Origin of the sequence: Actinoplanes utahensis (assembly GCF_016862455.1) — a bacterium.
Classification (GTDB): Bacteria; Actinomycetota; Actinomycetes; order Mycobacteriales; family Micromonosporaceae; genus Actinoplanes; species Actinoplanes utahensis.
Map to the genome: position 1 here is coordinate 16,159 of NZ_BOMZ01000105.1, position 25,574 is coordinate 41,732.

Below are 25,574 nucleotides of genomic sequence, written 5' to 3' on the forward strand. Positions count from 1 at the left end.
CGCCGCGACGATCTCTATGATCTGCCGATGCGTGCGGGACGGGTGGCGGGCTGGGCGACCCTGGTCGCGGTGATGACCGCGGTCGCGACGTGGACGGCACTGCCCCTGCTGGTGCAATGGTTGCCGGTCGACGGTCCGGAGCGGCCGCCCGTCCAGCAGGCCGGGACGCTGCCGGCCAGGGTCGGCGCCCCGGCGATCTGGACCCCCGACCAGGAGCAGTCGCCGATCGGCGCGGCCTCGGTCTACTACACGTCCAACACCTGGTTCGACGACTCCCACCTCGCGGTCGGGCTGGTCGGCCGCGGCACGGACACGTACCGGGTGGGCCGGTTCACCGGCGCCGCCGGGATGACCGGCGCGATCTCGCCGGACGGCGCCCGCCTGGCCGTCGAGGACGGCCTCGTCGACCTGGCCACCGGCCGGCTCACCGGCTATCCCGAGCCCTGGGCCGGCCACTCCGTCCAGCCGCAGGCCTGGTCCCCGGACGGCGCCCGCCTCGCCGTCCTCGTCGGCGACCACGAAACCGAGAGCGACGGCGCCACCGGGACAGGCGACGCCGCCACCGGGACAGGCGACGCCGCCACCGGGACAGGCGACGGCGCCACCGGGACAGGCGACGGCGCCACCGGGACAGGCGACGCCGCCACCGGGGAGGACGACAGCACCGCCGGGGAACAAGACGACGGCGGTACGGGCGCCGACGAGGCGGAGAAGGCCCCGCTGACCCGCGTCCGGCTCGCGCTGCTGGAGCCGGCGAACGGCACGATCCGCGAGATCGCCCGGCTCAGCGACCGGGCCGCGCTGCCGGGCTGGACCGTCGCCTTCTCCCCGGACGGTTCCCGGCTGGCCTTCCCGTCGGAGGATCGGCTGCACGTCCGCACGCTGGCCGGCGGCACCACCATCGACCTTCCCCTTCCGGCCGACGCCCGGATCGCCGGAAAGGGCGCGTGGACCCGTGACGGCCGGAACCTGCTGGTGGTGTCCGGCGCCCGCTGCGACTGCGGCGATCACCCGGTCCGCTGGACGGTCACCACGATCTCCGCCACGGACGGTGCGGTCACCGGGACGGAGATCAGCCGCGAGGGCGTCTACGCGCTGCGGGTGATCGGCTGGTGGCCGTCCGGCACACCGGTCGCCGTCGAGTACACGGCGGTCTCCGGCGCCGATCCGTCGCTCTTCACCGACCCGGCCGGGCGCGACGGCCTGACCAGCCAGATCGACATCGAGGCCGCCCGTCTGATCGACCTCGGAACCGGCCGGACGCTGCTGACCGACGGCTCCACGATCGTTCCCGGCGCCATCGAGTCCCTCGACATCCCTGATCAGGTTCTCGCCGCCGGCGCCGTCCGCCCCGGCGATCCACCGCTCCTCGACCACGGGACGGTTCTGCTCATCCCGGCGTCGATCTTCGCGGTGTCACTGGTCGTCGTCATCGCCGCCACGGTCCTGCGCCTGGCCAGGAGAGAAGACCCTGGTGGTACGCCGCCCGCGGACCCGATCAGCCGGGACTCCTCCGCGCCCACCGGGTGAGAGCCCGCAACAACCGTCGCAGCAGCCGAGGGGCGCCGGTCCACCAGTGATCGAGCCGTCGGGCGGGGGCAGCCCCGGGATCCGGTGCGGCCGGCGCGGCGGTGTGGTGAGGTGACGCGGTGGGGGGCGGTCGCCGTGGCGGCGTTCGCGGGTCGGGCGGCGGGGCGGCGCGGTGAGGTGACGCGGCGTGGTACGGCCGGCGGGGCGGCGCGGGAGGGTGGGGCGGCGTGGTGCGCCCGGACGGGCAGTGCGGGGAGGCGGGGCGACGTGGTGGCGGTGGCGGGCGCCGGGGCGGCCGCGGTGGGCCGGGCCGGCGCAGTCGGGAAGCTGGGGAACGGTGCACTGATCTCTCGGGCGATCGTCGGAGCCGGTCGGCCTCAAGTTGCCGAACCGGCCCCCGACGTTGCCATGATGTGACCGGACTCACTGCGAGACCTGATCCCGGCGGCGGTCACCACGGCCGGAGGCGCCCGCCGCGGTCCATCCCGGGCAGCGGCGGGTCCGGAGACGGCACCGCTCTCGCGCTGCCGCCGGCCGGCGCCGGGCCGCACGATGGCGGCGCGATGGGGCGGTGCCGTGGCTGGCGCCGACCCGCGCGATGGGGCGGTGCCGTGGCTGGCGCCGGCCCGCACGGTGGTGTCAGGCGCCGGGGTGGTGGCCGCCGCGGGTCGCGGCGGGTGCCGTGGGCGGTGCGGCAGGGGCGAGCCGGTCGCTGATCACGTGGGCCGCGAACAGGTGGAAGCCGATGACCAGGGGGATCGTCGCGGGCATCGACAGCGCCAGGAAGAAGGCGAGGACACCGGCCAGCGCCGGGGCCAGTGCCGTCCACGGCCGGGTGATCGCCTGGTCCCCGGCCCAGCGCAGCGCCGCCCGCCACCGGATCCCGGGTTCCCGGCCGACGGCGACCAGGGTCAGCGTGGCCGCCCCGGCCAGCCAGGTCACCACGACCGCCGTGAGCACGAGGACGGGGGTGCCGCCGGGCACCCAGCCGCGGCTCACCGCGATCAGGTCGACCAGCAGCAGCAGTCCGATCAGGACGGCGGGCAGGCCGGGCAGCAGGGACCGGCCGTACTGGCGCAGCAGGGGCCGGAACGAGGGCAGCTTCCCGGTGACGTACCGGTGCCGGACGGCGGTGGAACCGGCGGCGAGCGCTGCCGGCAGGGTCAGCGCCGGCAGCGCCGCGACCGTCACCACGATGCCGATCAGGGCGAGATCGGCGCCGAGGGCGAACTTCTCCCGCCAGTCCGGGCGGTTCTCCGGCGTCTCGTCGGCGGGCCAGTTCATCCCGGCGGCGTCGGGCGCGCTCTTTCCCGTACCGGAGAAGGGTTTCGATCCGTGCGGCGCGGAGGCCGCGAGCGAGCCGGCAACGGGGGCGCCCGGCCCGCTCGCCGCGGAGGCGGCAAGCGGACCGGGAGCGGGTCCGGGGCGGGTCATCCCTTGAGTCCGGACGTGTTGATGCCTTCCACCAGCATGCGCTGGAAGGCCACGAAGAACAGGAAGACCGGCGCCAGCGACAGCACCGACATGGCGAACATCGGGCCGACCGACGACTGGCCGCTGGAGTCGATGAACAGTGTCAGAGCCACCGGGGCGGTGTACTTCTCCAGGTCGGACAGGTAGACCAGCTGCCGGAAGAAGTCGTTCCAGGTCCAGATGAACGAGAAGATCGCCGTGGAGACCAGCGCCGGCCGCGACAGCGGCAGGATGACGTGCCGGAACACGCCGTACGGAGTGCAGCCGTCGATCGTGGCGGCCTCGTCGAGCTCGCGCGGCACCCCTCGCATGAACTGGACCATCAGGAAGACGAAGAACGCCTCGGTGGCCAGCAGTTGCGGGACGATCAGCGGGGCGTACGGCCAGTCGCCGCCGACCCAGCCGAAGGTCTTGAACATCACGAACTGCGGAACGATGAGCACGTGACCGGGCAGCAGCAGCGTTCCGATCATGATGGCGAACCAGAAGCCCCGCAGCTTGAACTTCAGCCGGGCGAAGGCGTACGCGGCCAGCAGGCAGGAGATGCAGTTCGCGACCACGGTGAGGCCGGCGACCATCGCGCTGTTCAGGAAGAACCGGCCGAAGCTGACGTCGAAGTTCGACCAGCCGTCGGCGTAGTTCCCCGGCGTCCACTCGTTCGGCAGGATCGACATGTTGTTCAGCACCTCTTGGGGTGACTTGAACGAGCTGCCGAGCATCCACACCAGCGGGTACAGCACCACCGCCGAGAGCAGGACCAGCGTGAGAGGCCGGGCCAGGCGCTGGAGGGTCATCAGTCTTCTCCGTCCGAGTAGTGCACCCAGAACTTGCCGGTCCGGAAGACGACGGCGGTGACCAGGCCGATCGCGAGCAGGAACACCCAGGCCATCGCCGAGGCGTAGCCCATCTGGTACTCGTTCCAGCCCTTGATGTAGAGGTGCAGCGTGTACATGAGGGTCGAGTCGACCGGGCCGCCGGTGCCGTTGCTGAGCACGAACGCCGAGGTGAAGCCCTGGAACCCGTTGATCGTCTCGAGGACCAGGTTGAAGAAGATCACCGGCGAGAGCATCGGCAGGGTGATGCTGATGAACTTGCGGAACGGGCTCGCGCCGTCGACCGACGCGGCCTCGTAGAGCTCACCGGGCACCTGCTTGAGGCCGGCCAGGAAGATCACCATCGGGGCGCCGAACTGCCAGACCGCCAGCAGGATCAGCGTGCCGAGCGCGAAGTCCGGGTCGTTGACCCACGCCTTGCCCTCGATGCCGAACCAGCTCAGGAACGAGTTGAACGCCCCGTCCCGGTTGAACATGTTGACCCACACGATCGCCAGCGCCACGCTGCCGCCGAGCAGCGACGGCAGGTAGAACAGGCCCCGGAACAGGCCGGACGCCTTGAACGACCGGTTCAGCAGCACCGCCACGCCGAGCGCGGCGGCAAGTTTGAGCGGGGTCGCGATCAGCGCGAAGACCAGGGTCGTCTGCACCGCGTGCCAGAACGACGGGTCCTCGGTGAACATGTAGCGGTAGTTCTCCAGCCCCACCCACTCCATCGACTCCCAGTCCGAGAGCACGTCGTAGTTGGTGAAGCTGAGGTACAGCGACATCAGCATCGGGATGGCCGTGATGGTCAGCAGCCCGAGCAGCCAGGGGGAGAGGAAGACGTAACCGGCGATGCCGTCCGACTTCTGCTTGGCGGGACGGCCCCGCCGCTTGGTAGCGGCGGGGCCGGCCGTCGGCCGAGTCGGGGTCGGCTGGGCCGTCGTTGTTGCCACCGGACTCACCGCTTGATCGCGGCCTGGGCGGCGGTGAAGAACTGCTCGGCGGCCTTCTGCGGGGTGGCGCGCCCGTACTGGGCCTCCTCAGCGGCCTTGATCAGCTCGGAGCGCACGGTGCTGTGACCCTTCGGCGGAACCGTCGGCGCGGGGCCGAAGTTCTTGCCGAGCTCGGTGGTCACCTGGATGCTCTCCTTCATCGCCGCGTTGTCGGTGGTCGCGGCGACCTGGGTGCGGATGTCGAGGTTCGACGGCAGGCCACGGTCGGTGCCGAGGATCTTGCCGGCCTCCGGGTCGTTGGCGAGGAAGTTCAGCACGTCGGCCGCGACGTCCTTGTTCTTGCTGCCGCGGTAGACCGAGAAGTACATCGAGGCACGGGCCCACTGCTTCGAGGCGTCACCCGGGTACGCGATCACACCGAGGTCGTCCTTGGTGTTCTTCTGCAGCTCGGGCAGCTGGTTGGCCCACACCCACGAGGTGAGCGCCTTGTTGGTCACCACCAGCTGCTTGGTGACGTCGGTGGCGTTGCCCTCGTGGATCACGTCCGGGGACGGGGTGGCCTGGGTGTCCCGGGCGCCCTTCCACAGCTCGAACCACTTCTGCACGTCCTCCTGGGTGAAGCCGAGCTCCTTGCCGTTGTAGAACTCCTTGCCGTTCTGCCGCAGCCACACCCAGAACGCCTTGTAGTCGGCGCTCGGGTCCATGGTGCCGGCCAGCTTGGTCTTCACGGCGGCGTCCTTGGCCCAGGCGATGTGCTCCTCCCAGGTCTGGCCGGTCTTGGGCACGGCGACCCCGGCCGCGTCCAGCTTGGCCTTGTTGAAGACCAGGCCCTGGGTGTTCTCGCCCATCGCCAGGCCGGCCAGCTTGCCGTCGACGGTGCCGTACTCGACGAGGCCCTTCTGGAACTTGGACGTGTCGAGCTTGCCGGACTTGGTGTACTCGGACAGGTCGGCCGTGACGTTGCGGGTCGCGTACTCGGCCAGGTAGTTGTCGTCGATCTGGAAGATGTCCGGCGCGTCGTTGCCGGCCGTCAGGGTGGCCAGCTTGTCGAAGTAGCCCTGGTTGGCCTGCCACGTCTTCTTGAACGTGACGTTCGGGTGCTTCGACGTGTAGAGGGCGAGAGCCTGCTCGGTGAGCTGGGCGCGGGCCTCGCCGCCCCACCAGAAGAAGCTCAGCTCGACCTTGCCGTCGCCGGTGGCCTGCCCGCCGTCGTCGGTGCCACAGGCACCGAGGGCGAGGGGAAGCGCCAGCATGGCGGCCACGACGCCGCCGAGCACGCGGCGAAGGGGTTGGGGGTGGGATGCGGTCATGGGGTTCGTCACTCCTTGACGTGTGCGGCAACCTCAGCGTTGAGCGCTCCGGCCGGGACGTACGGCCCCGGGCCGGTGGAGTTGCGAATGATCAGGTCGGTCCGGAGGGTGACCTGCCCGGTCGGTCCGTCGTCGCCCTGCTGCAGCAGCATGTCGACGGCGGCACGGCCGGCGGCCCCGGTCGGGTTGGCCACGGTGGTCAGCCGGGGCCGGACCAGGCCGCTGTACGCGATGTCGTCGATCCCGACGACACTCACCTGCCCGGGGACCTCGACCCCGCGGTCCTGCAACGCCTGGAGCAGGCCGATCGCCATCAGGTCGTTGTAGGCCAGCACCGCGGAGGCGCCGGTCTTGAGCACGGCCTCGGCGGCCGCGGCGCCGGTCTCCTCGACCGGCTGGTTCGGGCCGAGGACGGTGAGGTCCGCGCCGGCCGTGCGGGCGGTCGCCCCGGCGGCCCGGCGGATCTCCCGGTTGGTCCATGAGCCACGTGGCCCGGCCAGATAGACCAGGTGGCGGTGACCCAGATCGAGCAGGTGCTGCACGGCGTCCCGCGCCCCCAGCCCCACGTCCATGACCACCGCGGGCAAGCCGGTGATCAGGCGGTTGATGACGACCAGCGGAACTTCCCTCTTCAGAAGCTCTATCTGGTCGTCGCTCATCCGGGGACTGCACAGGAGGATCCCGTCGACCTGCTTGGCCAGTGCCTGCACCAGGTCGAGCTCGACGATCGGATCCTCGTCGGTGTCGGCGACGAAGACGTGGTAGTCGCGCCGCCGGGCGTGGGTCTCGGCCGCCTTGATCAGAGGCGGGAAGAACGGGTTGGCGATATCGGCCACGATCAGGCCGATGTTGTGGGTGCGTCCGGTGATCAGTGCCCGGGCCGCCCGGTTCGGGCGGTAACCGAGCTGCTCCGCGGTGGCCAGCACCCGGGAGCGGGTCTCGGGGTTGACCAGATGCGGTGCGGAGAACGTGCGCGACACCGTGGAGATGTGCACTCCGGACGCTCTTGCGACGTCCCGGATGGTCACAGCCACGATGCCTCCTCGATGGCGATCCGGTGTGACCCGGATCTCTTGGTGAGAGCCATTAATGCAAACGGTTGCGGTGGTGTCAACGCCTCTCGATGTCGCTCCTGTTGCGTGATCATCACCGAGCATGGGCAAACCTGGACAAATCAGTGCGGTGCATTGACTTTGGTCGCAGTCCACTCCCTAATCTGTTGCAAACGTTTGCCGAATGGAGGCGACGGAATGCCCCCGTCCCCACGCCGCCGGTACGCCCTCGTGGGCGCCGGCGCACGGGCTGGAATGTTTCTCCGGGCGATCACCGGCGACCACGCTGACGTGGCCGAACTAGTCGCCATGGCGGACACCAACCCCGCACGGCCGGCCGCCCACAACAAGCGGCTCGGCACATCCGTCCCGGTCTACGACGCCGCCGACTTCACCGAGATGCTCAAGCGGGAACGTGTCGACGTCGTGCTGGTCGCCACCGTGGACCGCTACCACGACCACTACGTGGTGGCCGCGCTCGAAGCCGGCTGCGACGCCATCACCGAGAAGCCGATGACCGTCGACGCCGCCGGATGCCGCCGCATCCTCGACGCGCAGCGGCGCACCGGCCGCGACGTCCGCGTCACGTTCAACTACCGCTACAACCCGCTGCACGAGGCGGTGAAACGGGTCATCGCGTCCGGTGAGATCGGCGAGATCGGCTCGGTGCACTTCGAGTGGCTGCTCGACGTGCGGCACGGCGCCGACTACTTCCGCCGCTGGCACCGTGACAAGGCGAGCTCCGGCGGGCTGCTGGTGCACAAGGCCGGCCACCACTTCGACCTGGTCAACTGGTGGCTCGACGACAGCCCGGCCCAGGTCTTCGCGGCCGGGCGGCTGTTCTTCTACGGCGATCAGGGACGGCGGCACGGCTACGCCCGCGACTACGAGCGGGCGCACGGCGCCGCCGACGCCGAGGGCGACCCGTTCGCGCTGCGGCTGGCCGACGAGCCGGCCATGAAGGAGCTCTACCTCGACGCCGAGGGACATGACGGCTACCACCGCGACCGCAACGTGTTCGCGCCCGGCGTGACCATCGAGGACGACATGGCGGTGCTGGTCCGCTACGCCGGCGGGGCGTCGATGAGCTACCACCTCACCGCGTACGCCCCGTGGGAGGGCTACCGGATCATGTTCAACGGCAGCCGCGGCCGGCTCGAGCTGGAAGTGGTGGAGAGCGACCACGTCGCCCCGTCGGCCGCCGCCGGCGTGAAGGGCGAGCCGGGTGCCGAGTCCACCGCCGAACAAGGCTTCAAGCGCCTGCTGGTCCGGCCGTTCTGGGCGCCACCGCGGGAGATCGCGGTGGACGGCCTGTCCCGGCACGGCCACGGCGGCGCCGACGTGCGCATGCTCGCCGACCTCATCCGCCCCGGCGCCCCGGCCGACCCGCTCGGCCGGACCGCGAACGCCGTCGACGGCGCCCGTGCCCTGCTGACCGGTCTGGCCGCCAACGAATCCCTGGCCCAGGGCCAGGCCATCCGCGTGCAAGACCTCCTAGATCTTGAGGAGATCAGGTGACCGACGAGAACCATCTCTTTCCCTCCGAGCCGAACCAGCGGCAGATCGCGCGTGAGCTGTACCGGCACGCCAAGGACCTGCCGCTGATCAGCCCGCACGGCCACGTCGACCCGCTGCTGCTCGCCGACGACCAGCCGTTCGGCGACCCGGCCCGGCTGTTCGTGGTCCCCGACCACTACGTCACCCGGATGCTCGCCAGTCAGGGGATCCCGCCGGCGCGCCTCGGGGTGCCCAGTGTGGACGGCTCGGAGGTGGAGACCGACGGCCGGCGGATCTGGCGGCTGCTCGCCGAGAACTGGAGACTGTTCCGCGGCACCCCCTCCCGGCTCTGGACCGAGAAGGTGCTCGCCGACGTCTTCGGCATCGCGAAGACCTTGAGCGGGGGTACGGCCGACGAGATCTACGACGAGCTCTGCGCCCGCCTGGCCGAGCCGGAGTACCGGCCGCGCGCCCTGTTCACCCGGTTCAACATCGAGGTGCTCGCCACCACCGAGAGCCCCCTGGACGAGCTGCAGGCGCACGCCAAGCTGGCCGCCGACGGCTGGGGCGGCCCCGGAGGCCGGGTGATCACCACCTTCCGGCCGGACAACCTGGTCGACCCGGACTGGCCGGGCTGGGCCGAGCGGGTCGCCCAGTTGGGCGAGCTGACCGGTCTCGACGTCGGCACCTACCCCGGGTTCCTGGCCGCGCTGCGCAGCCGCCGCCAGGCGTTCATCGAGGCCGGCGCCACCAGCTCCGACCACGGCCACCTGACCGCCGCGACCCTGGAGCTGTCCGACGCCGACGCGGCGGCGCTCTACCGCAAGGCGCTGGGCGGCGGCGCGGACGCGGCCGACGCGGAGGCGTTCCGGGCGCACATGCTCGTCGAGTTCGCCCGCATGTCGCTCGACGACGGCCTGGTCATGCAGCTGCACCCCGGCTCGGTGCGCAACCACAACAAGGCGCTGTACGAGCGGCACGGGCGCGACACCGGCGGCGACATCCCGTCGGCCACCGACTACGTGCACGCGCTGCGGCCGCTGCTCGACGCGTACGGCACCGACCCGCGCCTGCGGATCGTGCTCTACACCCTGGACGAGACCACGTTCAGCCGCGAGCTCGCCCCGCTCGCCGGCGGCTACCCGTCGCTGTACCTCGGCGCGCCCTGGTGGTTCCTGGACAGCCCGGAGGGTCTGCGCCGGTTCCGGGAGACGGTCACCGAGACGGCCGGCTTCTACAACACGTCCGGGTTCGTCGACGACACCCGCGCGTTCTGCTCCATCCCGGCCCGGCACGACGTGGCCCGCCGGATCGACGCCGGATACCTCGCGAAGCTGGTCTCGCAGGGCACCCTGCCGCTCGACGAGGCCGCCGAGACCATCGCGGATCTGGCGTACCACCTGCCCAAGAAGGTCTTCCGCCTGGACGGGAAGGCATGAGGGAGCGAAGCGAGTTCATGCCTGACCATACTTGCGCTTCTGATTCCCGAGTGGGGGAAATGCCATGACGGTGACCTACCGCCTGGACCGGGGCGCCCTGACCTCGATCGCCGCCGCCAGCCGGCCGGCCGTCGCGCCCGGCTCGGTCCGGCCCGGGATCGTCCACCTCGGACTCGGCGCCTTCCACCGGGCCCACCAGGCCGTCTTCACCGAGTCCGCGGTCGCGGCGTCCGGCGGCGACTGGGGGATCATCGGGGTGGCCCCGCGCTCCCGGGAGATCCTCGACAGACTGCGTGCGCAGGACGGGCTCTACAGCGTCCTCACCGTCGGCGGGGGAGAGGACCGGGCCAAGGCGGTCGGCATCCTGGCCGGGTTCGGCCACGCGGCGGGTGATCCGTACGGGGTGGTCGCCGCGATCGCCGACCCCGGTGTGCGGATCGTGTCGATGACGGTGACCGAGAAGGCGTACCGGCTCGACCCGGCCGGCCGGTTACTGCTCGACGACGTGCTGCGGGCCGAGCTGACCGGGGAGGCGCCGCCGGTGTCCGTGCCGGCTCTGCTCGTGCGGGGTCTGCTGCGGCGGCAGGCCGCCGGCGCCGGGCCACTGACCGTGCTGTGCTGCGACAACCTGCAGGGCAACGGCCCGCGCATCCGCGGCCTGGTCGAGCAGGCCCTCGACGTGGCCGGCGCGCAACTGCCGGACGGGGTGTCGTTCCCGGCCACCATGGTCGACCGGATCGTGCCCGCCACCAGCGCCGACCATCTGCGGCGCACCGCTCTCGCGCTGGGCGCCGACGACGCCGCGCCGGTCGTGGCGGAGCCCTTCACCCAGTGGGTGATGCAGGACGACTTCCCCGGCGGGCGCCCGGACTGGGGCTCGGCGGGCGCGATCTTCACCGACGACGTCACGTCGTGGGAGAAGCTGAAGCTGCGGACCCTCAACTCGGTGCACTCGGCGTGCGCGTATCTCGGGGCGCTGGCGGGCCGCGAGCTGATCGCCGACTCCCTCGAACTGGCCGGGCTGCCCGCGCTGCTGCGCCGGTTCATCGCCGAGGACATCGCCCCGACCGTGCGGCCGCCGCAGGGCGTCACCGTGGAGGGTTACGGCGAGACCGTCCTGGAGCGTTTCGCCAACCGCGAGCTGGGCCACCGCAATCTGCAGGTGGCGATGGACGGCAGCCAGAAGCTTCCGCACCGGCTGCTGGGCACCATCGCCGACCGGCGGCGGGCGGGCGCGTTCCCCGGGTGGGCGGCCTTCGTCCTGGCCGCCTGGATGCGCTTCGCGCGGGGGTACGCCGACTCGGGCGCCGCCCTCACCCTGGACGACCCGATGGCCGACCGGATCCGCGCGGCGCTCGCCGCCGCCCCCGACACCCCGGCCGGCGTGGTCGGCGCGCTGCTCGCCCTGGACCAGATCTTCCCGCCCGCGCTGGCCGGCGACGACGAGCTGAAGCGCGAGCTGATCAAGTGGTACGGCGAACTGGAACGGCACGGCGCGGAGGCCACCGTCCGGAGTCTCGCATGACGACGCGGGTGGCGCTCATCGGTGCCGGAGGCCACGGCCTCTGGCACCGGCGGGTGCTGCAACGGCTCTGGGACGCGGGCGCGATCAACGTCGTCGGCCTCTGCGACCGGCAGCCGGTGGAGCCGCACCCGGACGCCCCCCTCGACGGGGTGCCGTTCTTCACCGATCACGGGGAACTGCTGTCCACCGTGTGGCCGGACGTGGTGGTGGTCTGCACACCCCCGCACACCCACCTGCCGATCGCCCTCGACGTCTTCGCCGCCGGCGCCGACCTGCTCCTGGAGAAGCCGCCGGTGATGTCGACGGCCGAGCACGAACGCCTGTCGTCGGCGGTCGCGTCCACCGGCCGGATCCTGCAGATCGGTTTCCAGGCTCTCGGGTCGGCGGCCCTGGCCGAGCTGTGCGTGGCCGCGCCGGCCGGCGACCTCGGGGTGTCCGGCGCCTGGTGGCGGCCGGACAGCTATTACCGGCGGACGCCGTGGGCGGGCCGGCGCAGCGTCGGCGGGCGGCCGGTGTTCGACGGTGCGCTGGTGAACCCGTTCGCGCACGCCCTCATGCAGGCGCTGGTGGTGGCCGGCTGCGCCGGGGCGGACTTCCGGCCGGAGCTGCTGGAGCTGGAACGGTACCGGTCCCGGGAGATCGAGACCGACGACTCCACGTTCCTGCGGATCACCGGTGCGGGCGGGCGGCGGATCACGGTCGCGGTGACGCTCGCCTCGAAGGTGTTCATCGCCGGGGAGATCAGTGTCGGCGACGCCGTCCTGGAGTACCCGACCGACCGGCTGCGGCTGCCCGGCGAGACCGATTTCACCCACGTGCCGGGCCGGGCGGGTCTGCTGGAGAACCTCCTCGAACACCGGAACGACCCGAAGGTCCCGCTGCTCGCGCCCCTGGACCGGACCGCCGGTTTCACGGCGGTGGCCGAGGCGATCGTGGCGGCGCCGGAGCCCGCGCGGATCCCGGACGGCTACCTGGAACCGCACCCGGACGGCGGCGGCTCCGTCGTGCCCGGTATCGACGAACTGGTCCGCGAGGTCGCCGGCACCGGACGGCTCCCGTCCGAGATCGGCGTCCCGTGGTCCACCCCACCCCAGCGGGTGGAGTTGCGGCGCATATAACGGCCGCACTCCACACGTGGAAGAAGCGGGGCGGGCGGCTTTTCACCGGGCGGCTCGTCCCGTACACGGAAAGGGTTTCGCTACTAACGAAAGGAACTGATGCATACCGTGCGAACCGCTCTCGCAGCGGCCATCGGCCTCGTCCTCACCGCCGGTGTCGCCGCCATTCCCGCCTCCGCGTCCGCGGGCATTCCGTCCGCGGCCCGGGACGTATTGCCGGCCAATGACGGATGGGCTGCCGCGACGACCGGGACCACCGGTGGCGCCGCAGCCGACGACGCGCACGTCTTCGTGGTGCGCAACCGCGCCGAACTGGCCGCCGCACTCGCCGGCGGAACCGATCCGACACCCCGGATCGTGCTGATCCAGGGCACCATCCGGGCCAATGAGGACGACGCCGGGAATCCGCTCTCGTGTGACGACTACGCGGATCCGGCCTATTCTCTGGACGCCTATCTGGCCGCCTACGACCCGGCGGTGTGGGGACGCGCCACCCGGCCGAGCGGGCCTCTCGAGGAGGCGCGGGTACGGTCGGCGCGCAACCAGGCGGCCCGGATCCAGTTCAAGGTCGGCGCGAACACGACGATCTACGGCCTGCCCAACGCCCGGCTGGTCGGGGCGAACCTGCTGGTCCAGAACGTCGACAACGTGATCGTGCGCAACGTGCGCTTCGAGGACGCGGCCGACTGCTTCCCGCTGTGGGATCCGACCGACGGATCGCAGGGCAACTGGAACTCCGCCTACGACCTGGTGACCCTCACCGGCGCCACGCACGTGTGGGCGGATCACAACACCTTCAGTGACGGCGAGAACGTCGACGCGAACCAGCCGCTCTATTTCGGACGGCCGTACCAGGTGCACGACGGGGCGCTCGACATCATCCGGGCGTCCGATTACGTCACCGCCTCCTGGAACGTCTTCTCCGAGCACGACAAGACGATGCTGATCGGTTCGACCAACACGGTCGGCGCGGATGTCGGAAAACTGCGGGTCACCCTGCACCACAACCGTTTCGCCAATGTCGGGCAGCGTGTCCCGCGGGTGCGTTTCGGGCAGGTCGACGTCTACAACAACTACTACTACCAGACCGATGAGGACACCTATTCGTACTCGTGGGGCGCGGGCGTCTACTCGGCCATCTACGCCGAGAACAACTTCCTGCTCCGCAGTGCGGATCTGGCTCTCGAGGACTTCGTCTACGACTGGGGTGGCACGGCGATCACCGAGATCGGCACGCTGACCCGGGTCGGTACCGGGCCGGTGCGGGCGGTCAGCCTGCTCGCCGAGTACAACGCCACCCACGATCCGGATCTGGGCACGGACGCCGGATGGACCCCCGTCCTGCGTGCCGGGCCGGTCACCCCGACGGCGCAGGTGCCGACGGTGGTCGGCAAGGGCGCCGGAGCCGGGCGGATCTGACCGGCGTATGGAGTTCGGCCGCTCTCCGCGGCCGAACTCCACTACGCTCCACTCATTCCCGACATTTCCATAATGCGGAGTGAGCCCCATGAATCATGCCGCCCGCCGTCTCGCGGCGCTGTCCGCAGCCACCCTCCTCCCCCTCGCCGGCCTCGCCGTCCCCGCCTCCGCCGCGGCGATCCGGGTCCCGCCCGGCGCCGGCTCCCCGGCTCTGGAGAAGATGCGCCGCGAGGTCGGCGCCGACGTCCCGTGCTGGCGCAACATCACCATCAGATCCACGGCCAACGGCCGGTACGTCACCACCGAGATCGGCTGGGACGGCGGTGACCACGGATCGTTGCGGGCCCGGTCGACGACCGCGGGCCCGTGGGAGAGGTTCACCGTCTGCCGCGATCCCGAGTCCGGCGTGACCCGGATCCGGGCACAGGCCAACGGTGACTTCGTCTCGGCCGAACTGGACAACGCCGGCGCCAGGTACGGACTGCTGCGTGCCCAGGCCGACAAGGTCGGTGGCTGGGAGCGGTACTACTCCAACAGCCCGCCCGGCGAGCCGTTCTCGTTCTACGCCCGGCACACCAGGCGCTGGGTGTCCGCCGAGGTCACGTTCACCGGCAACCAGTACGGGATCCTGCGTGCGCGGGCCACCAGTGTGGGCGCCGAGGAGACCTTCGTATGGTGAGCTTCCTTTAAAGATCCAGCCCTCGAACCTTAAGTTTCTCTTTATTTCGATCTAGGGTGATCCGGCGCTGGGAGCGTTCCCGTATGGACCGATCGAGAAGGTGGTCCAACAGGAAGGCACGCAGATGAAGCGCTACCGGAGCTACCGGAGCAACGCTGGGGGATCCGACATCCGGCGCTGGCGGGTCGCCGGTGTGGCGGGTGTCGCGGTGGCCCTGGTCGGTGTGGGACTGGGTGTCGCGGCCGCGGCCGACAGCCCCGTGCCCACGGTGAACTGCCCGGCGGTGGCCGGCAAGCTGGGCGCGGTCCCGGCATCGGCGCAGTCGGAGATCGCGCGCAACCTGCAGCTGCTGAACACGCAGATCCAGGAGGCCAACAACCGGATCCGCACCAGCCAGGGCCAAGGTGGCCCGAACTTCATCCAGAACGCGATCCTCGGCCCGCTGAAGGACAAGCGGTTCGCCACGATCAACCGGATGGAGACCGCGATCGGCCGCACCCTCGCCAAGCCGAACCTGAACGCCGAGGGCCTCTCCGGCTGCACCCTGAACGCCAACGGCGGCGGCAACGCCTCGCCGGAGCCGAACCAGGTGCCCGCCGCCTCCGTCTCCGCCGGCGCCGCCGCGGCCGGGAACGTCGGCACGATCGCCTGCCCGGACGTGGTCATCAACGTGGCGGTCCCGGCGCAGGCGAAGGCTGAGATCGACCGGAACCTGGCCCTGTTGCAGACCCAGATCAACGAGGCCGACGCCCGCCTCAAGAGCTCCGTCGGCCAGGGCGGCGCCAACTTCGTGCAGAACGCGATCCTCGGCCCGCTGAAGGACAAGCGCTTCGCGACCATCAACCGGATGGAGACGGCGATCGGCCGTAACGCCGCGAAGCCGAACCTGAACGCCGAGGGCCTGTCGACCTGCTCGGTCGACGCCGCCGGTGGCGGTGGCGCCGCGGCCCAGCCGACCGCGGCTCCGGCCACGCAGGCCCCGGCCGGCAACGGCGACGCCGGCAACAACGGCAACAACCAGGCCGCGGCCAGCCGGAACACCGGCAATGTCGGCATCAACGACGGCACCGCGCAGGTGGACTGCCCGAACGTCGCGATCAACGTGGCGGTCCCGGCGCAGGCGAAGGCCGAGATCGACCGGAACCTGGCTCTGCTGCAGACCCAGATCAACGAGGCCGACGCCCGGATCAAGAGCACGGCGTTCCAGGGTGGCGTGAACTTCATCAACAACGCGATTCTCGGCCCCCTGGCGGACAAGCGTTTCGCGACCATCAACCGGATGGAGACCGCGATCGGGCGCAACGCCGCCAAGCCCGACCTGAACGCCGAGGGCCTGTCCGCCTGCAACCTGAACAAGTGACCTGTCACGTCTGATCAACGCCACAGCCCGGCCGCACCAGCGGCCGGGCTGTCTCGTACCCCCGGCTTCGCGCCTAACGCTCGTCGTCGAAGAGTCTGTCCAAGGTCGGGCGGGCCGCCTCCTGCGCCTCCCAGGCGTCGAGGGCGTCCGACTCGGCGAGGTGCGCCTCCTCCACCAGCACCTCGGCGGCCACCGCGGCGACCCGGGCCTGCTCGCGGACCTGCACCGTCTCGGCGACCGCACGCTCGTACGCCCGGCGCGCATCCCGGACCCGCCCGTCGTCCAGCTGGTCCGCCGGCGGGCCGGCGTGATGCCAGATGCCGTTGAGCTGCTCCACCGACAGCTCACCCCGCCGGTACGCCGCCAAGGCGGCCCGCTGCACCAGCAGATGCGCCTCGTCCGCCGTGGCGACCCGGGCCTCCCAGCGGGCCTCCAGGAACCGGTCCTCCGCCTGATCGCGTGCCCCGGCGGCCTCCTCCGCCCGGCGGCGCGCCTCGTCCGCCTCGGCCGCCGCCCGATCCGCGGCGGCCCGGACCGCCCCCACGTCGGCCAGCAACTCCCGCACCTCGCCCTGCACCACCGGCGCCCGCTCCGGCCGCTGCCGGGCGGCCACCACCGCCACACACGCCAGGACGCCCGCGATCACCGCAGCCGCGACGGCCGCCAGCTCCCAGACCATCGCCCGCCGATCCCCCTCAGCACTCGGCCCCCATCGATCATCCGACCGTAGGATGGATGACCCGCCGCCCGCCACTCGGGCAGGCGCCGGCCGACCGTGAGCGCCGTCTCATCCCGCCGGCGTGCGTCGGGGTGAGGACGGACACCGGAGACGGCGATCGCATCGAGGATTCCGCTAGTCTTCCTCGTCGGTCGCGGGACTTCGTAGGCGTAACCCGGGCGTGGTAGAAAGCCAGCCGGCCGGCATGTGGCCGACCGCGATGAGAGGCGTCCGGAGTGAAGCAGTTCAACGACCTGATAGCGGACTTCTGGCAGGACTACGCCGCCCTGGTCCTGCTGGCAGCCGGCCTGCTCGGTGTGGTGCTGCTGATCGCCTTCGCGGTCTGGGCGAAACGCTCGAAGAAGCCCCTGCGGCCGCTCGCGCTGGCCTTCAGCATGAACCTGGCGCTGCTGCTCAACGCCGAAGGCATGTGGGTCATCGCGATCGACCAGCTCGACCTGCCGGCGATCTTCGCGGTGCTGGTCTTCGCGGTGTTCGAGATCTGCTTCCTGACGGCGACGTCGCTGGCGGCCGAGCAGTACCGGCGCACCTCCGTCTACGCGAGCGACGGCACCATCGTCACGCCCGGCCACCCCGGGGCGATGCTCTACATCGCGGCGCTCATCGCGGGACTGTCCGGTGTCATCGTGGCCAGCAACGCGGCCACCTTCACCGAGAAACTGCTGCGGCTGGCCGTACCCTGCATGATCTTCCTGATGTGGTGGGCGGCGCTCACCGCGGCGGGGCAGCGGGTGCGGCGAGGCCGTTTCGCCTACAGCCCGCGGCGGCTCGCCGAGCGGTGGGGCTGGCTCATCCCCGACGACGACCCCGATCTGGTACGGATGGGGGCCGAGCGCCAGGTCCGCCGGATGGTCGTGAACTACCACCGGGTCAGCGCCGGGCGGTTCCCCAAGGCGTGGTGGCGGTCGCGGCTGCTCAAGGACGCCCGGACCGCGGGGGAACCGGTGGTCGACGAGGTGATCGAACAGCTCGACCGGATCCAGCGGGTGATGGACCTCCTCGTCCCGGGCGCGCCGCGGATCAAGGTGCCGGTGCGGGATGTGACCGGAGTCGCGGGCCGGCCCGCCGAAGCGCTGACGGCGGCGACCACACCCGTGGCCGCGGATCCGGCGGCCGCCGAGCCGCCCGCCCCGGTGAGCCCGGCCGCCCCCGCGGACGTCACTCCGGCGCCGGGCGTTCCCGCGGTGACCGTCGCTCCGGTCTCTGCCACTCCCGCTCCCGCCGACTCCTCCGAGCCCGCCCCGGGCCCCGCCTCCGTCCCGGCCCCCGCCCTCGCCTCGGCTGAGCCGGGCGTCGCCCTCGCCTCTGCTGAGCCGGGCGCCGCCGAACGTCAGGGAAGTACGGTGGGGCAGGCGGTGCAGTTCGTGGAGCCGGTCCAGTTCGTTCAGCCGTCCCCGCCCGCCGTCGCCGGGGAGACCGTGCCGATGTCCGGGACCAACGGGGTGCCGGCGCAGCGGCCCGCGCCCACCGAGGCCGCACCGTCCCTCGCACCCGCCGGCTCCGCACCGTCCCTTCCGGCCACCAGCGCGGCGCCTGCCGTCCCGGCCTCCGGCGCGGCGCCCTCCCTCCCCGCCTCCGGCTCCGCGCTGTCCCTCCCGACGCCGTCCCGCCCGCAGGTCCCGGCTCCCGTGCCGCAAACCCCCGCCCCCGTCCAGGCGGTTCCGGCGGAGGTCCCCGTCGCGGGTCAGGCGGCTGCCGGCCCGGCGCCCGCCGTGCCCGCGTGGGCCTCGACGGTCACCGGGGCGCGACCGGCGGTGAGCATCGCCGGATCGCCGTGGTGGCGGCTCGCCGTCGACCGGCTCAGCAAGATGGTGGCGCAGGAGATCAGCGCCGAGGACCTGCCGGAGATGAACTACCTGCGGACCAACGAACTCGCCCGCAAACTCGCGCCCCGGGTGTCGGAGCTCGGTGAAGGTGTCGTCCGGACGTTCATCAACGAGTACGTCCGGGAACTCGACGGCGAGCACGTCGAGTCGGCGTACCCGTGGCGGGACTTCCTGCCCGCGCCGCTGCCTGCCCCGCCCGGATCGGAAGCGTGGCATGCCGCCCTGGCCGACCTGCGGGCCGCCCTGGAGGACGAACTCGGCGAAGGCCAGCCGATGGACCCCGAGGCGCTGGCCGGACTCCTCGCCCCCAGCGCGCCCCGCCTCGACGACCGGACGATCCGCGAGTTCATCAGCGACTACCTGCTCGCCCTGAACGGGATGAGCGTCACCGGCGGCCAGCCGTGGGCGGAACTGCTGCCCCGCCCACGGCCGGCCCGCCCGGCCAGCGACGAGGAACTGCTGGAGATGCACGGCGCCGAACTGTTCGAGCACCTGCGGACCACCGGGAGACTGACCCGGTACAAGGTGCAGGCCGTCACCGGGATCAAGAGCCGCGTCCAGGCCGACCGTCTCAAGGCGACCATCGAGGAACGCGCCGCCGAAACCGCCACCGCCTGACCCACCGGACACCCGTCGCCCTGGAACCGCCCAGTCCTGTCGATCGGCAGGACTGGGCGGTTCTGTACGTGACAGCCGTGCGGCGAATCCCCGTGCCGTCCCTGCGCGGCGGATCCTGCCCGGCTGGTCGTGAGTGCTGTCTCCGGTGGGTCGAGACAGCCGTGAGAGCCGGCCGGTTCTTTCCGGCTGGTCGTAGGGTGCTGTCCCGGAGCCGGCGAGACAGCCGTGACGGCCAGCCGGAAGGAACGGTGCTGGTGGGCGTGACGGGGTCAGGCCGGCGTGGAGATCCAGACGGAGCGGGTGCTGCGGACCGTCAGGTCGGTGCGGTGGCGGAGCGCGTGCGGGCCGTCGTCGGCGAGCAGGACGTCGAGAGTGGCGAGGTCGTCGGGGGAGATGCGGTCGGCGATACCGGCACGGAACCGGCGCAGCGTGGCCGGCGCGTAACGGATCGCCGCGTCGGGAAGCGGTGCCGGCAGGTCGACGGTCAGGTCACGGGACTCCAGGATCCGGAAGCCGGCGGCGGTCAGACGGGCCGGCCAGTCGGAACCCATGTGCGGAAGATGCTCGGCGCGGGCCTGATCGGCGGCGGCATGACAGCGGGCTTCCAGACCGGGAACGCCGATACCGAGGTCGTCGGGGAGGAAACGGGGCATCGCCTCCATCTCGATCATCGCGAAGAGGCCGCCGGGAGCGAGCGTGGCGCGAATGTCGGCCAGGACCCGGTCCGGGTCGGACAGGTGATGCATCGAGGAGGAGGCCCAGACCAGATCGGCCGGGCCGGTCAGTGGCCAACCGGAGTCGAGGTCGGCCTCGGTGGGGCGGATCCGGTCGGCGAGACCGTGGCGGCGGGCGCTGCCGGCGAGGTGGGCCAGCATCTCCGGGGAGGTGTCGACCGCGGTCACGGTGGCCTCGGGGAAGCGGCGGAGCAGGGCGAACGAGCCACTTCCGGTGCCGGCGCCGAGGTCGACGACGGTACGGACCGGGCGCTCGCCGGCGAACTCGGCGATCCGGCGGGTCAGTTCGGCCACCTGGCCGGCCACGACTTCGGCGTCCAGGTCGAGCATCTCCGCCAGTCCTTCACCCGGCGGAGCCCCGTCGTGCCCGTGCTCGCCGCCGTGCCCATGGCTGCCGTGTCCGTGCTCGCTGCCGCCGGCGCCGGGGCGGGTGCTGCCGGGGGTGAGCTGGTGAACGTTGGGGTGCGGGGCGGGATGGGGGTGCTGTGCCATGGCACGACTGTAGGCCGGGATTGCGGCTGGCGCATACAATCTTGCGTATGAGGCAAGACGCTGAGGTGGATGCGCTGGTTCGGGCGCGGATGCGGGGATTGCGGATCGCCAAAGGGTGGTCCCTCGACGAGCTGGCGGGGCGCTGCCATCTGAGTCCGTCGACGCTCAGCCGGATCGAGACGGGGCATCGGCGGATCGGGCTCGACCAGCTCACGGCCATCGCGCGGGCGCTCGGCGCCAGTCTCGATCAGCTCGTCGAGACCGAGGACGATGCGGTGGTCATCAAGCCGCACCACCATCCGGAGCGGGGGATCACCACCTGGCTGCTCAGCGGTGAGGAGGGTGGCACCGGGCTGACCGTGGCCCGGATCCGGCTCACCCGGCCGGCGTCGCGACGGCCGGAGGATCAGAAGGTGCATCCGGGGCGGGACTGGTTCACCGTCCTGTCCGGCACTGTCGAGTTGCGGCTCGGTGAGCGGGAGATCGTGATCGAGACGGGGGAGGCGGCATCGTTCTCGACCATGGTGCCGCACGTGTTCGGCGCGCGGGGCGGGCCGGCCGAGGTGATCGCGGTCCTCACGCCGGACGGGGAGCGGTTCCACAGCGAGTCGTGACGGTGTGGAAGGGCCGTGTGAGCCGCGGCGAATAGGCGAATCCTGAGGACGGGGAGGTCTGTCCGGGAGCGGTTCCAGGCTAGGTCGTGACGGTGGGGGAAGCGCGCGGGCAGCGAGGGCGGGGTGCGTTCGGTGGGCCGCGGGTCAGCGCCTCTTTCCGCGGGCGTGCATGTGTGGCCGTACCGAGAGATCCGATGTGAGCGGAAGCGGACCGCCTGCCGTAAGGCGAAGGGGGTGGCTCACAGGGCGGGGGGTGCGGTGCAGCTGGCGCGCCAGACCAGGGTGGCGTCGGCGTTCTCGGTGTGCGGCTGGGCGCCGTCGCCGAGGGCCAGGGCCATGGCGCGTTCGCCCATCTCGACCAGCGGGAGTTTGACCGTGGTGAGGCCGGGGGTGACGTCGCGGGCGATCGGCATGTCGTCGAAGCCGGTGACGGAGATGTCGTCGGGGACGCGGATGCCGCGTTCGCGGAGGGTGGCCATGGCGCCGACGGCCATCGAGTCGTTCAGGGTGATCAGGGCGGTCAGGTTGGGCTGGGCGTCCAGCAGCGACGCGGTGGCGGCGGCGCCACCGTCGCGGGTGAAGTCGGAGTAGATGATGCGGGAGGCGGGCAGCGGGATGCCGAGCTCGTCGAAGGCGCGGCGGAAGCCGGTGAGACGGTCGGTGGTGGTGGTGAGGTAGCGGGGGCCGGAGATCACGCCGACCTCGCGGTGACCGAGGCCGAGCACGCGCAGGCCGAGGGCGTGTGCGCCGGCCTCGTTGCCGGGCAGGACCGCGCTGCCGACCAGGCGGTGCCGGCCGATCACGGCGACCCGGCCGCCGGCCTGCTGGTACGCGTTCAGCTCCCCGTTGAGGCGTTCGGTGAACTCGTCGTCGTGGTAACCCGAACCGGCGAGGATGAGGGCGTGCACCTGCTGGGCGCGGAGCAGGCCCACATAGGCGAGCTCGCGTTCCGGCTCCCGGTAGCTGTTGCAGATGACCAGGAGCCGGTCGTGCGCGCCGGCCTGGCGTTGCAGACCGCGGGTGATCTCGGCGAAGTACGGGTCGGAGACGTCGTGCACGATCACGCCGACCGCGGACTTGCGGGGGCGGGCGACGCTCTGCGCGTGCGCGTTCGGCACGTAGTGCAACTCGCGGACGGCGGCCAGGACCCGCTCGCGGAGCTGCTCGTTGACCTTCTTCGCGCTGTCGTTGATGACGCGGGACACCGTGGCCGGGGACACCCCGGCGAGCCGTGCTACATCCGCCAGGGTGACCGCCATGCGCACAGGTTAACGGCCGAGCAGCGTCAATGTGTCGACGACCCGGTTGGCGAACCCCCATTCGTTGTCGTACCAGGCGACCGCCTTGACCAGGCGGCCGTTCGCGGCGGTCAGCAGCGAGTCGAAGATCGAGGATGCCGGATTGCCGGTGATGTCGGAGGAGACCAGCGGATCGGTGGCGAACTCCAGCACCCCGCGCAGCGGGCCGGTGGCGGCCGCCTCGAACGCGCTGTTGATCTCCGCGGCGGTGACCTCCCGGCTGACCAGCGCGTTCAGTTCGACCAGGGAACCGACCGGAACCGGCACCCGCACCGAGTAGCCGGTCAGCCTGCCGTCCAGGCGGGGCAGCACCGCGCCGATCGCGGTGGCCGCCCCGGTGGTGGTCGGCGCGATGTTGAGGGCGGCGGCGCGGGCCCGGCGCGGGTCGCGGTGCGGGCCGTCCTGCAGGTTCTGCTCCTGGGTGTACGCGTGGATCGTGGTCATCGACCCGGCCTCGATGCCGGCCAGATCGTCCAGCACCGACGCGACCGGGGCGAGGGCGTTGGTGGTGCACGACGCGTTGGAGACGACCCGGTGCCGGTCGGGGTCGTAGTCGCCGTGGTTGATCCCGTACGCGATGGTGATGTCCGCGTCCTTGGCCGGGGCGGTGACCAGGACCTTGCGGGCCCGGTGGGCGGCGGCGCCGGTGGTGAACCGGCCGGTCGACTCGACGGCGACGTCGATGTCGTCCCAGGGCAGCCGGGACGGGTCGGGCTCGGCGGTCACCGCGATCTTGTGGCCGTCGACGATCAGGTGGTCCTCGCCGGCCACGACGGTGCCGGGGAAGCGGCCCAGGGTGCTGTCGTAACGCAGCAGGTGAGCGAGGGTCCGGGCGTCGGTGAGGTCGTTGACGGCGACGATCGTGCCGGGGGCGGCCCGCAGGACGCTGCGGCCGATCCGCCCGAAACCGTTGATGGCGATTCTCATGCCCTCGACTCTGCTCGCGGCGCCCGGTCGGGGGCAGGTGGCGCAGCGACAGATCGCGCAAGCTTTCCGCCAAACGCGCGCCGGTAGTCGCTCGGCGTGGTCCCGAGGATCCGCTGGAAGTGCAGCCGCAGGTTGGCGCCGGTGCCCAGCCCGCAGCGGGCGGCGACCTGGTCGACACCGAGATCGGTGGTCTCCAGGACCTGCCGGGCCAGGTCGACGCGGGCGCGCAGGATCCACTGCATCGGGGTGTAGCCGGTGTCCTCGACGAACCGGCGGCCGAAGGTGCGCGTGGACACGCCCGCGTGCCGGGCCATCTCCGGCACGCCGATCGGCTCGCCGAGGTGGTGCAGCGCCCATTCGCGGGTGGCGGCGAAGACGTCGCCGAGGGATTCCGGCAGGCTGCGGGCGATCACCTGGGGCTGGCCGCCGCTGCGGTACGGCGCGGCGACGATGCTCCGGGCCACGTCGTTGGACGCGCGCACCCCGTGGTCGCGGCGGATCAGGTGCAGGCAGAGGTCGATCCCGGCGGCCTGGCCCGCGGAGGTGAGGATCTGCCCCTCGTCGACGAAGAGCACATCCTCCACGACCGATATCTCCGGGTAGGTCCGGGCGAGTAGCTCGGTGCGCGACCAGTGCGTGGTCGCGCGGCGGCCGTCCAGCAACCCGGCCGCGGCCAGGACGAAGGCCGCCGTGCAGATCGACACCGTGCGGGCGCCCCGGCCCGCGGCCTCCCGCAGCGCGTCCAGAGCCCGGGGGTCCGGCGGCGCGGCGGTGGTGGTGGGCGTGGCCCAGGCGGGCACGATCACGGTGTCGGCGTCGGCCAGCACGGAGAGATCGTGCTCGACGACGAAGCCGAGTCCGTCACGCCCGGTCACCGGCCCGGCCTCCAGAGAGCAATGCCTCAACTCGTAGGGCAGGCCGTGCCGCGGGCTGAACAACTGCGCGATGATCCCGACGTCCAGAGGGTTGGCGCCGGGCAGGACCAGGATCGCTATTCGGTGGGGCCGCACCCCTCAACTGTGCATGGTGCCTGGAAACGTGTGAACAGCGCGTGTACCGTGGGTCGGTCGCGGAAAGGACGGTCAGCGATGAGGGAAGACCGGAGCCGCTCGACCGGGCGCCCGACGTTGGAGGAAGTGGCGGCCCGGGCCGGGGTCGGCCGTGGGACGGTGTCCCGGGTCGTCAACGGGTCGGCGCAGGTCAGCCCGAAAGCACGGGAAGCCGTGCAGGAGGCCATCGACGCGCTCGGCTACGTGCCGAACCGGGCGGCGCGCGCGCTCGTCACTCAGCGTACCGATTCGATCGCTCTGGTGATCTTCGAGTCGGGGGAGCGGTTCTTCGCCGAGCCGTTCTTCGGCCGCATCGTGCAGTCCATCTCGTCCGTGCTCGTCGCGCGGAACCTGCAGATGGTCCTGATGATCGCGCAGGCGCCGGAGGAGCGCCGCCAGCTCGAGGGCTACCTCACCCGCCAGCACGTGGACGGGGCGCTGCTGCTGTCGCTGCACGGCGACGACCCGCTGCCGGCGATCCTGGAGGAGCGCGGCGTGCCGACGGTCCGCGCCGACCGGCCCTACCACCCGGAGCCGGTCAGCTTCGTCGACGCCGACAACCGTGGCGGCGCCCGGGCGGCCGTCACCTACCTGCGTGAGCAGGGCCGGCGCTGCATCGCCACGATCACCGGCCCGCTCGACATGGCGGTCGGCACCGCCCGTTACGACGGCTATCGCGACGTGGTCGGCGACGGCCCGGCGGCCCGCGGCGACTTCGGCGAGCTCAGCGGCGCGACCGCGATGGAGTGGCTGCTCCAGCAGTACCCGCAGATCGACGCCGTGTTCTGCGCCTCCGACATGATGGCCGCCGGCGCGCTGCGGGTGCTGCGCCGGGCCGGGCGCCGCGTGCCGGAGGACGTCGCGGTGATCGGCTTCGACGACTCGGTGGTCGCGCGGCACACCGATCCGCCGCTGACCAGCGTCTACCAGCCGGTCGAGCAGATGGGCCAGGAGATGGTCCGGCTGTTGCTGGCCAAGATCGACGGCGACGACTCGACGGCGTGGGAGACGGTGCTGCCCACCCGGCTGATCCTGCGTGGCTCCGCTTAGGACCTCGATGTCGTACGAAGCCACCGAGACGAACCGTGGCCGTCCCCGGCGGGT

General features: G+C 71.7%; 21 protein-coding genes. 11 read left to right on the top strand and 10 right to left on the bottom strand.

The genetic code is table 11. The features are described from left to right. The first annotated feature begins 27 nt into the window (after positions 1-27). Positions 28-1,530: a TolB-like translocation protein gene (locus Aut01nite_RS36605; RefSeq protein ID WP_152628951.1), complete on the top strand. Its 1,503-nt coding sequence runs from the start codon at positions 28-30 to the stop codon at positions 1,528-1,530. Positions 1,531-2,169: 639 nt separating this feature from the next. On the opposite strand, the gene Aut01nite_RS36610 is transcribed toward Aut01nite_RS36605, so the two are convergent. Genes Aut01nite_RS36610 through Aut01nite_RS36630 form a run of 5 tightly spaced genes read right to left on the bottom strand, consistent with a single transcriptional unit; the run spans position 2,170 to position 7,118 of the window. Beyond that, positions 2,170-2,964, bottom strand: coding sequence for a hypothetical protein (locus tag Aut01nite_RS36610; protein ID WP_201775590.1), 795 nt, complete (start codon positions 2,962-2,964; stop codon positions 2,170-2,172). Further along, positions 2,961-3,797: a carbohydrate ABC transporter permease gene (locus Aut01nite_RS36615; RefSeq protein ID WP_173476721.1), complete on the bottom strand. Its 837-nt coding sequence runs from the start codon at positions 3,795-3,797 to the stop codon at positions 2,961-2,963. Before Aut01nite_RS36615 ends, Aut01nite_RS36610 begins: the two co-directional genes overlap by 4 nt. Then, entirely contained in the window at positions 3,797-4,774 is a 978-nt protein-coding gene (locus Aut01nite_RS36620; protein ID WP_043529603.1) for a carbohydrate ABC transporter permease, read from the bottom strand. The genes Aut01nite_RS36615 and Aut01nite_RS36620 overlap by 1 nt, the downstream gene beginning before the upstream one ends. A gap of 5 nt (positions 4,775-4,779) precedes the next feature. Beyond that, entirely contained in the window at positions 4,780-6,084 is a 1,305-nt protein-coding gene (locus tag Aut01nite_RS36625) for an ABC transporter substrate-binding protein (RefSeq protein ID WP_052164254.1), read from the bottom strand. Positions 6,085-6,092: 8 nt separating this feature from the next. Then, complete coding sequence (locus tag Aut01nite_RS36630) at positions 6,093-7,118, bottom strand: LacI family DNA-binding transcriptional regulator (protein ID WP_043529546.1); 1,026 nt, start codon at positions 7,116-7,118, stop codon at positions 6,093-6,095. 216 nt (positions 7,119-7,334) lie between these two features. On the opposite strand from Aut01nite_RS36630, the gene Aut01nite_RS36635 reads away from it, so the two are divergent. The 7 genes from Aut01nite_RS36635 (at position 7,335) to Aut01nite_RS36665 (ending at position 16,173) form a co-directional block, all read left to right on the top strand. Continuing rightward, positions 7,335-8,654, top strand: a complete 1,320-nt coding sequence (locus Aut01nite_RS36635) for a Gfo/Idh/MocA family protein (RefSeq protein WP_043529544.1) — start codon at positions 7,335-7,337, stop codon at positions 8,652-8,654. Continuing rightward, complete coding sequence (uxaC, locus tag Aut01nite_RS36640; RefSeq protein WP_043529542.1) at positions 8,651-10,072, top strand: glucuronate isomerase; 1,422 nt, start codon at positions 8,651-8,653, stop codon at positions 10,070-10,072. The genes Aut01nite_RS36635 and uxaC overlap by 4 nt, the downstream gene beginning before the upstream one ends. Positions 10,073-10,136: 64 nt before the next feature. Next, positions 10,137-11,597 carry a mannitol dehydrogenase family protein gene (locus tag Aut01nite_RS36645; protein WP_043529540.1) on the top strand — a complete coding sequence of 487 codons (1,461 nt, stop codon included), beginning with the start codon at positions 10,137-10,139 and terminating at the stop codon, positions 11,595-11,597. Continuing rightward, positions 11,594-12,715: a Gfo/Idh/MocA family protein gene (locus Aut01nite_RS36650; RefSeq protein ID WP_043529539.1), complete on the top strand. Its 1,122-nt coding sequence runs from the start codon at positions 11,594-11,596 to the stop codon at positions 12,713-12,715. Before Aut01nite_RS36645 ends, Aut01nite_RS36650 begins: the two co-directional genes overlap by 4 nt. A 99-nt stretch (positions 12,716-12,814) precedes the next feature. Then, positions 12,815-14,134: a pectate lyase family protein gene (locus tag Aut01nite_RS36655; protein WP_043529536.1), complete on the top strand. Its 1,320-nt coding sequence runs from the start codon at positions 12,815-12,817 to the stop codon at positions 14,132-14,134. A gap of 88 nt (positions 14,135-14,222) precedes the next feature. Next, positions 14,223-14,813 (top strand): fascin domain-containing protein, encoded by a 591-nt coding sequence (locus Aut01nite_RS36660; protein ID WP_043529534.1) that lies wholly within the window; start codon positions 14,223-14,225, stop codon positions 14,811-14,813. Between the two features lie 124 nt (positions 14,814-14,937). Continuing rightward, positions 14,938-16,173, top strand: coding sequence for a hypothetical protein (locus Aut01nite_RS36665; protein ID WP_052164253.1), 1,236 nt, complete (start codon positions 14,938-14,940; stop codon positions 16,171-16,173). Positions 16,174-16,246: 73 nt separating this feature from the next. On the opposite strand, the gene Aut01nite_RS36670 is transcribed toward Aut01nite_RS36665, so the two are convergent. Next, positions 16,247-16,852, bottom strand: coding sequence for a hypothetical protein (locus Aut01nite_RS36670; RefSeq protein WP_043529533.1), 606 nt, complete (start codon positions 16,850-16,852; stop codon positions 16,247-16,249). A 275-nt stretch (positions 16,853-17,127) separates the two neighbouring features. Between Aut01nite_RS36670 and Aut01nite_RS36675 the strand changes: the two genes are divergently transcribed. After that, a complete protein-coding gene (locus Aut01nite_RS36675; RefSeq protein ID WP_204037879.1) occupies positions 17,128-19,356 on the top strand; it encodes an MFS transporter in 2,229 nt (742 codons plus the stop codon). 269 nt (positions 19,357-19,625) lie between these two features. Here Aut01nite_RS36675 and Aut01nite_RS36680 read toward each other — a convergent pair whose 3' ends face one another. After that, on the bottom strand, positions 19,626-20,582 hold the full coding sequence (locus Aut01nite_RS36680) for a class I SAM-dependent methyltransferase (RefSeq protein ID WP_204037881.1): 957 nt from the start codon (positions 20,580-20,582) through the stop codon (positions 19,626-19,628). Between the two features lie 47 nt (positions 20,583-20,629). Here Aut01nite_RS36680 and Aut01nite_RS36685 point away from each other — a divergent pair, with 47 nt between their 5' ends. Further along, complete coding sequence (locus tag Aut01nite_RS36685; protein ID WP_043529028.1) at positions 20,630-21,196, top strand: helix-turn-helix domain-containing protein; 567 nt, start codon at positions 20,630-20,632, stop codon at positions 21,194-21,196. A 239-nt stretch (positions 21,197-21,435) separates the two neighbouring features. Here Aut01nite_RS36685 and Aut01nite_RS36690 read toward each other — a convergent pair whose 3' ends face one another. The 3 genes from Aut01nite_RS36690 to Aut01nite_RS36700 are packed head-to-tail and all read right to left on the bottom strand — an operon-like array spanning position 21,436 to position 24,431. After that, positions 21,436-22,455 (bottom strand): LacI family DNA-binding transcriptional regulator, encoded by a 1,020-nt coding sequence (locus tag Aut01nite_RS36690; RefSeq protein ID WP_043529027.1) that lies wholly within the window; start codon positions 22,453-22,455, stop codon positions 21,436-21,438. 9 nt (positions 22,456-22,464) lie between these two features. Further along, complete coding sequence (gene gap / locus Aut01nite_RS36695) at positions 22,465-23,421, bottom strand: type I glyceraldehyde-3-phosphate dehydrogenase (protein ID WP_043529026.1); 957 nt, start codon at positions 23,419-23,421, stop codon at positions 22,465-22,467. Then, entirely contained in the window at positions 23,418-24,431 is a 1,014-nt protein-coding gene (locus Aut01nite_RS36700; RefSeq protein ID WP_043529025.1) for a GlxA family transcriptional regulator, read from the bottom strand. Before Aut01nite_RS36700 ends, gap begins: the two co-directional genes overlap by 4 nt. 78 nt (positions 24,432-24,509) lie before the next feature. On the opposite strand from Aut01nite_RS36700, the gene Aut01nite_RS36705 reads away from it, so the two are divergent. Then, on the top strand, positions 24,510-25,520 hold the full coding sequence (locus tag Aut01nite_RS36705) for a LacI family DNA-binding transcriptional regulator (protein ID WP_043529024.1): 1,011 nt from the start codon (positions 24,510-24,512) through the stop codon (positions 25,518-25,520). Positions 25,521-25,574 lie beyond the last annotated feature (54 nt).

Bases quoted from the DNA above. Each gene is read 5' to 3' on its own strand.
- Aut01nite_RS36705 (WP_043529024.1), top strand. From the start codon at position 24,510: ATGAGGGAAGACCGGAGCCGCTCGACCGGGCGCCCGACGTTGGAGGAA.
- Aut01nite_RS36605 (WP_152628951.1), top strand. From the start codon at position 28: ATGCGTGCGGGACGGGTGGCGGGCTGGGCGACCCTGGTCGCGGTGATG.
- Aut01nite_RS36645 (WP_043529540.1), top strand. From the start codon at position 10,137: ATGACGGTGACCTACCGCCTGGACCGGGGCGCCCTGACCTCGATCGCC.
- Aut01nite_RS36650 (WP_043529539.1), top strand. From the start codon at position 11,594: ATGACGACGCGGGTGGCGCTCATCGGTGCCGGAGGCCACGGCCTCTGG.
- Aut01nite_RS36635 (WP_043529544.1), top strand. From the start codon at position 7,335: ATGCCCCCGTCCCCACGCCGCCGGTACGCCCTCGTGGGCGCCGGCGCA.
- Aut01nite_RS36655 (WP_043529536.1), top strand. From the start codon at position 12,815: ATGCATACCGTGCGAACCGCTCTCGCAGCGGCCATCGGCCTCGTCCTC.
- Aut01nite_RS36660 (WP_043529534.1), top strand. From the start codon at position 14,223: ATGAATCATGCCGCCCGCCGTCTCGCGGCGCTGTCCGCAGCCACCCTC.
- Aut01nite_RS36670 (WP_043529533.1), bottom strand. From the start codon at position 16,852: ATGGTCTGGGAGCTGGCGGCCGTCGCGGCTGCGGTGATCGCGGGCGTC.
- Aut01nite_RS36610 (WP_201775590.1), bottom strand. From the start codon at position 2,964: ATGACCCGCCCCGGACCCGCTCCCGGTCCGCTTGCCGCCTCCGCGGCG.
- Aut01nite_RS36665 (WP_052164253.1), top strand. From the start codon at position 14,938: ATGAAGCGCTACCGGAGCTACCGGAGCAACGCTGGGGGATCCGACATC.
- Aut01nite_RS36615 (WP_173476721.1), bottom strand. From the start codon at position 3,797: ATGACCCTCCAGCGCCTGGCCCGGCCTCTCACGCTGGTCCTGCTCTCG.
- gap (WP_043529026.1), bottom strand. From the start codon at position 23,421: ATGAGAATCGCCATCAACGGTTTCGGGCGGATCGGCCGCAGCGTCCTG.
- Aut01nite_RS36680 (WP_204037881.1), bottom strand. From the start codon at position 20,582: ATGGCACAGCACCCCCATCCCGCCCCGCACCCCAACGTTCACCAGCTC.
- Aut01nite_RS36625 (WP_052164254.1), bottom strand. From the start codon at position 6,084: ATGACCGCATCCCACCCCCAACCCCTTCGCCGCGTGCTCGGCGGCGTC.
- Aut01nite_RS36685 (WP_043529028.1), top strand. From the start codon at position 20,630: ATGAGGCAAGACGCTGAGGTGGATGCGCTGGTTCGGGCGCGGATGCGG.
- Aut01nite_RS36690 (WP_043529027.1), bottom strand. From the start codon at position 22,455: ATGGCGGTCACCCTGGCGGATGTAGCACGGCTCGCCGGGGTGTCCCCG.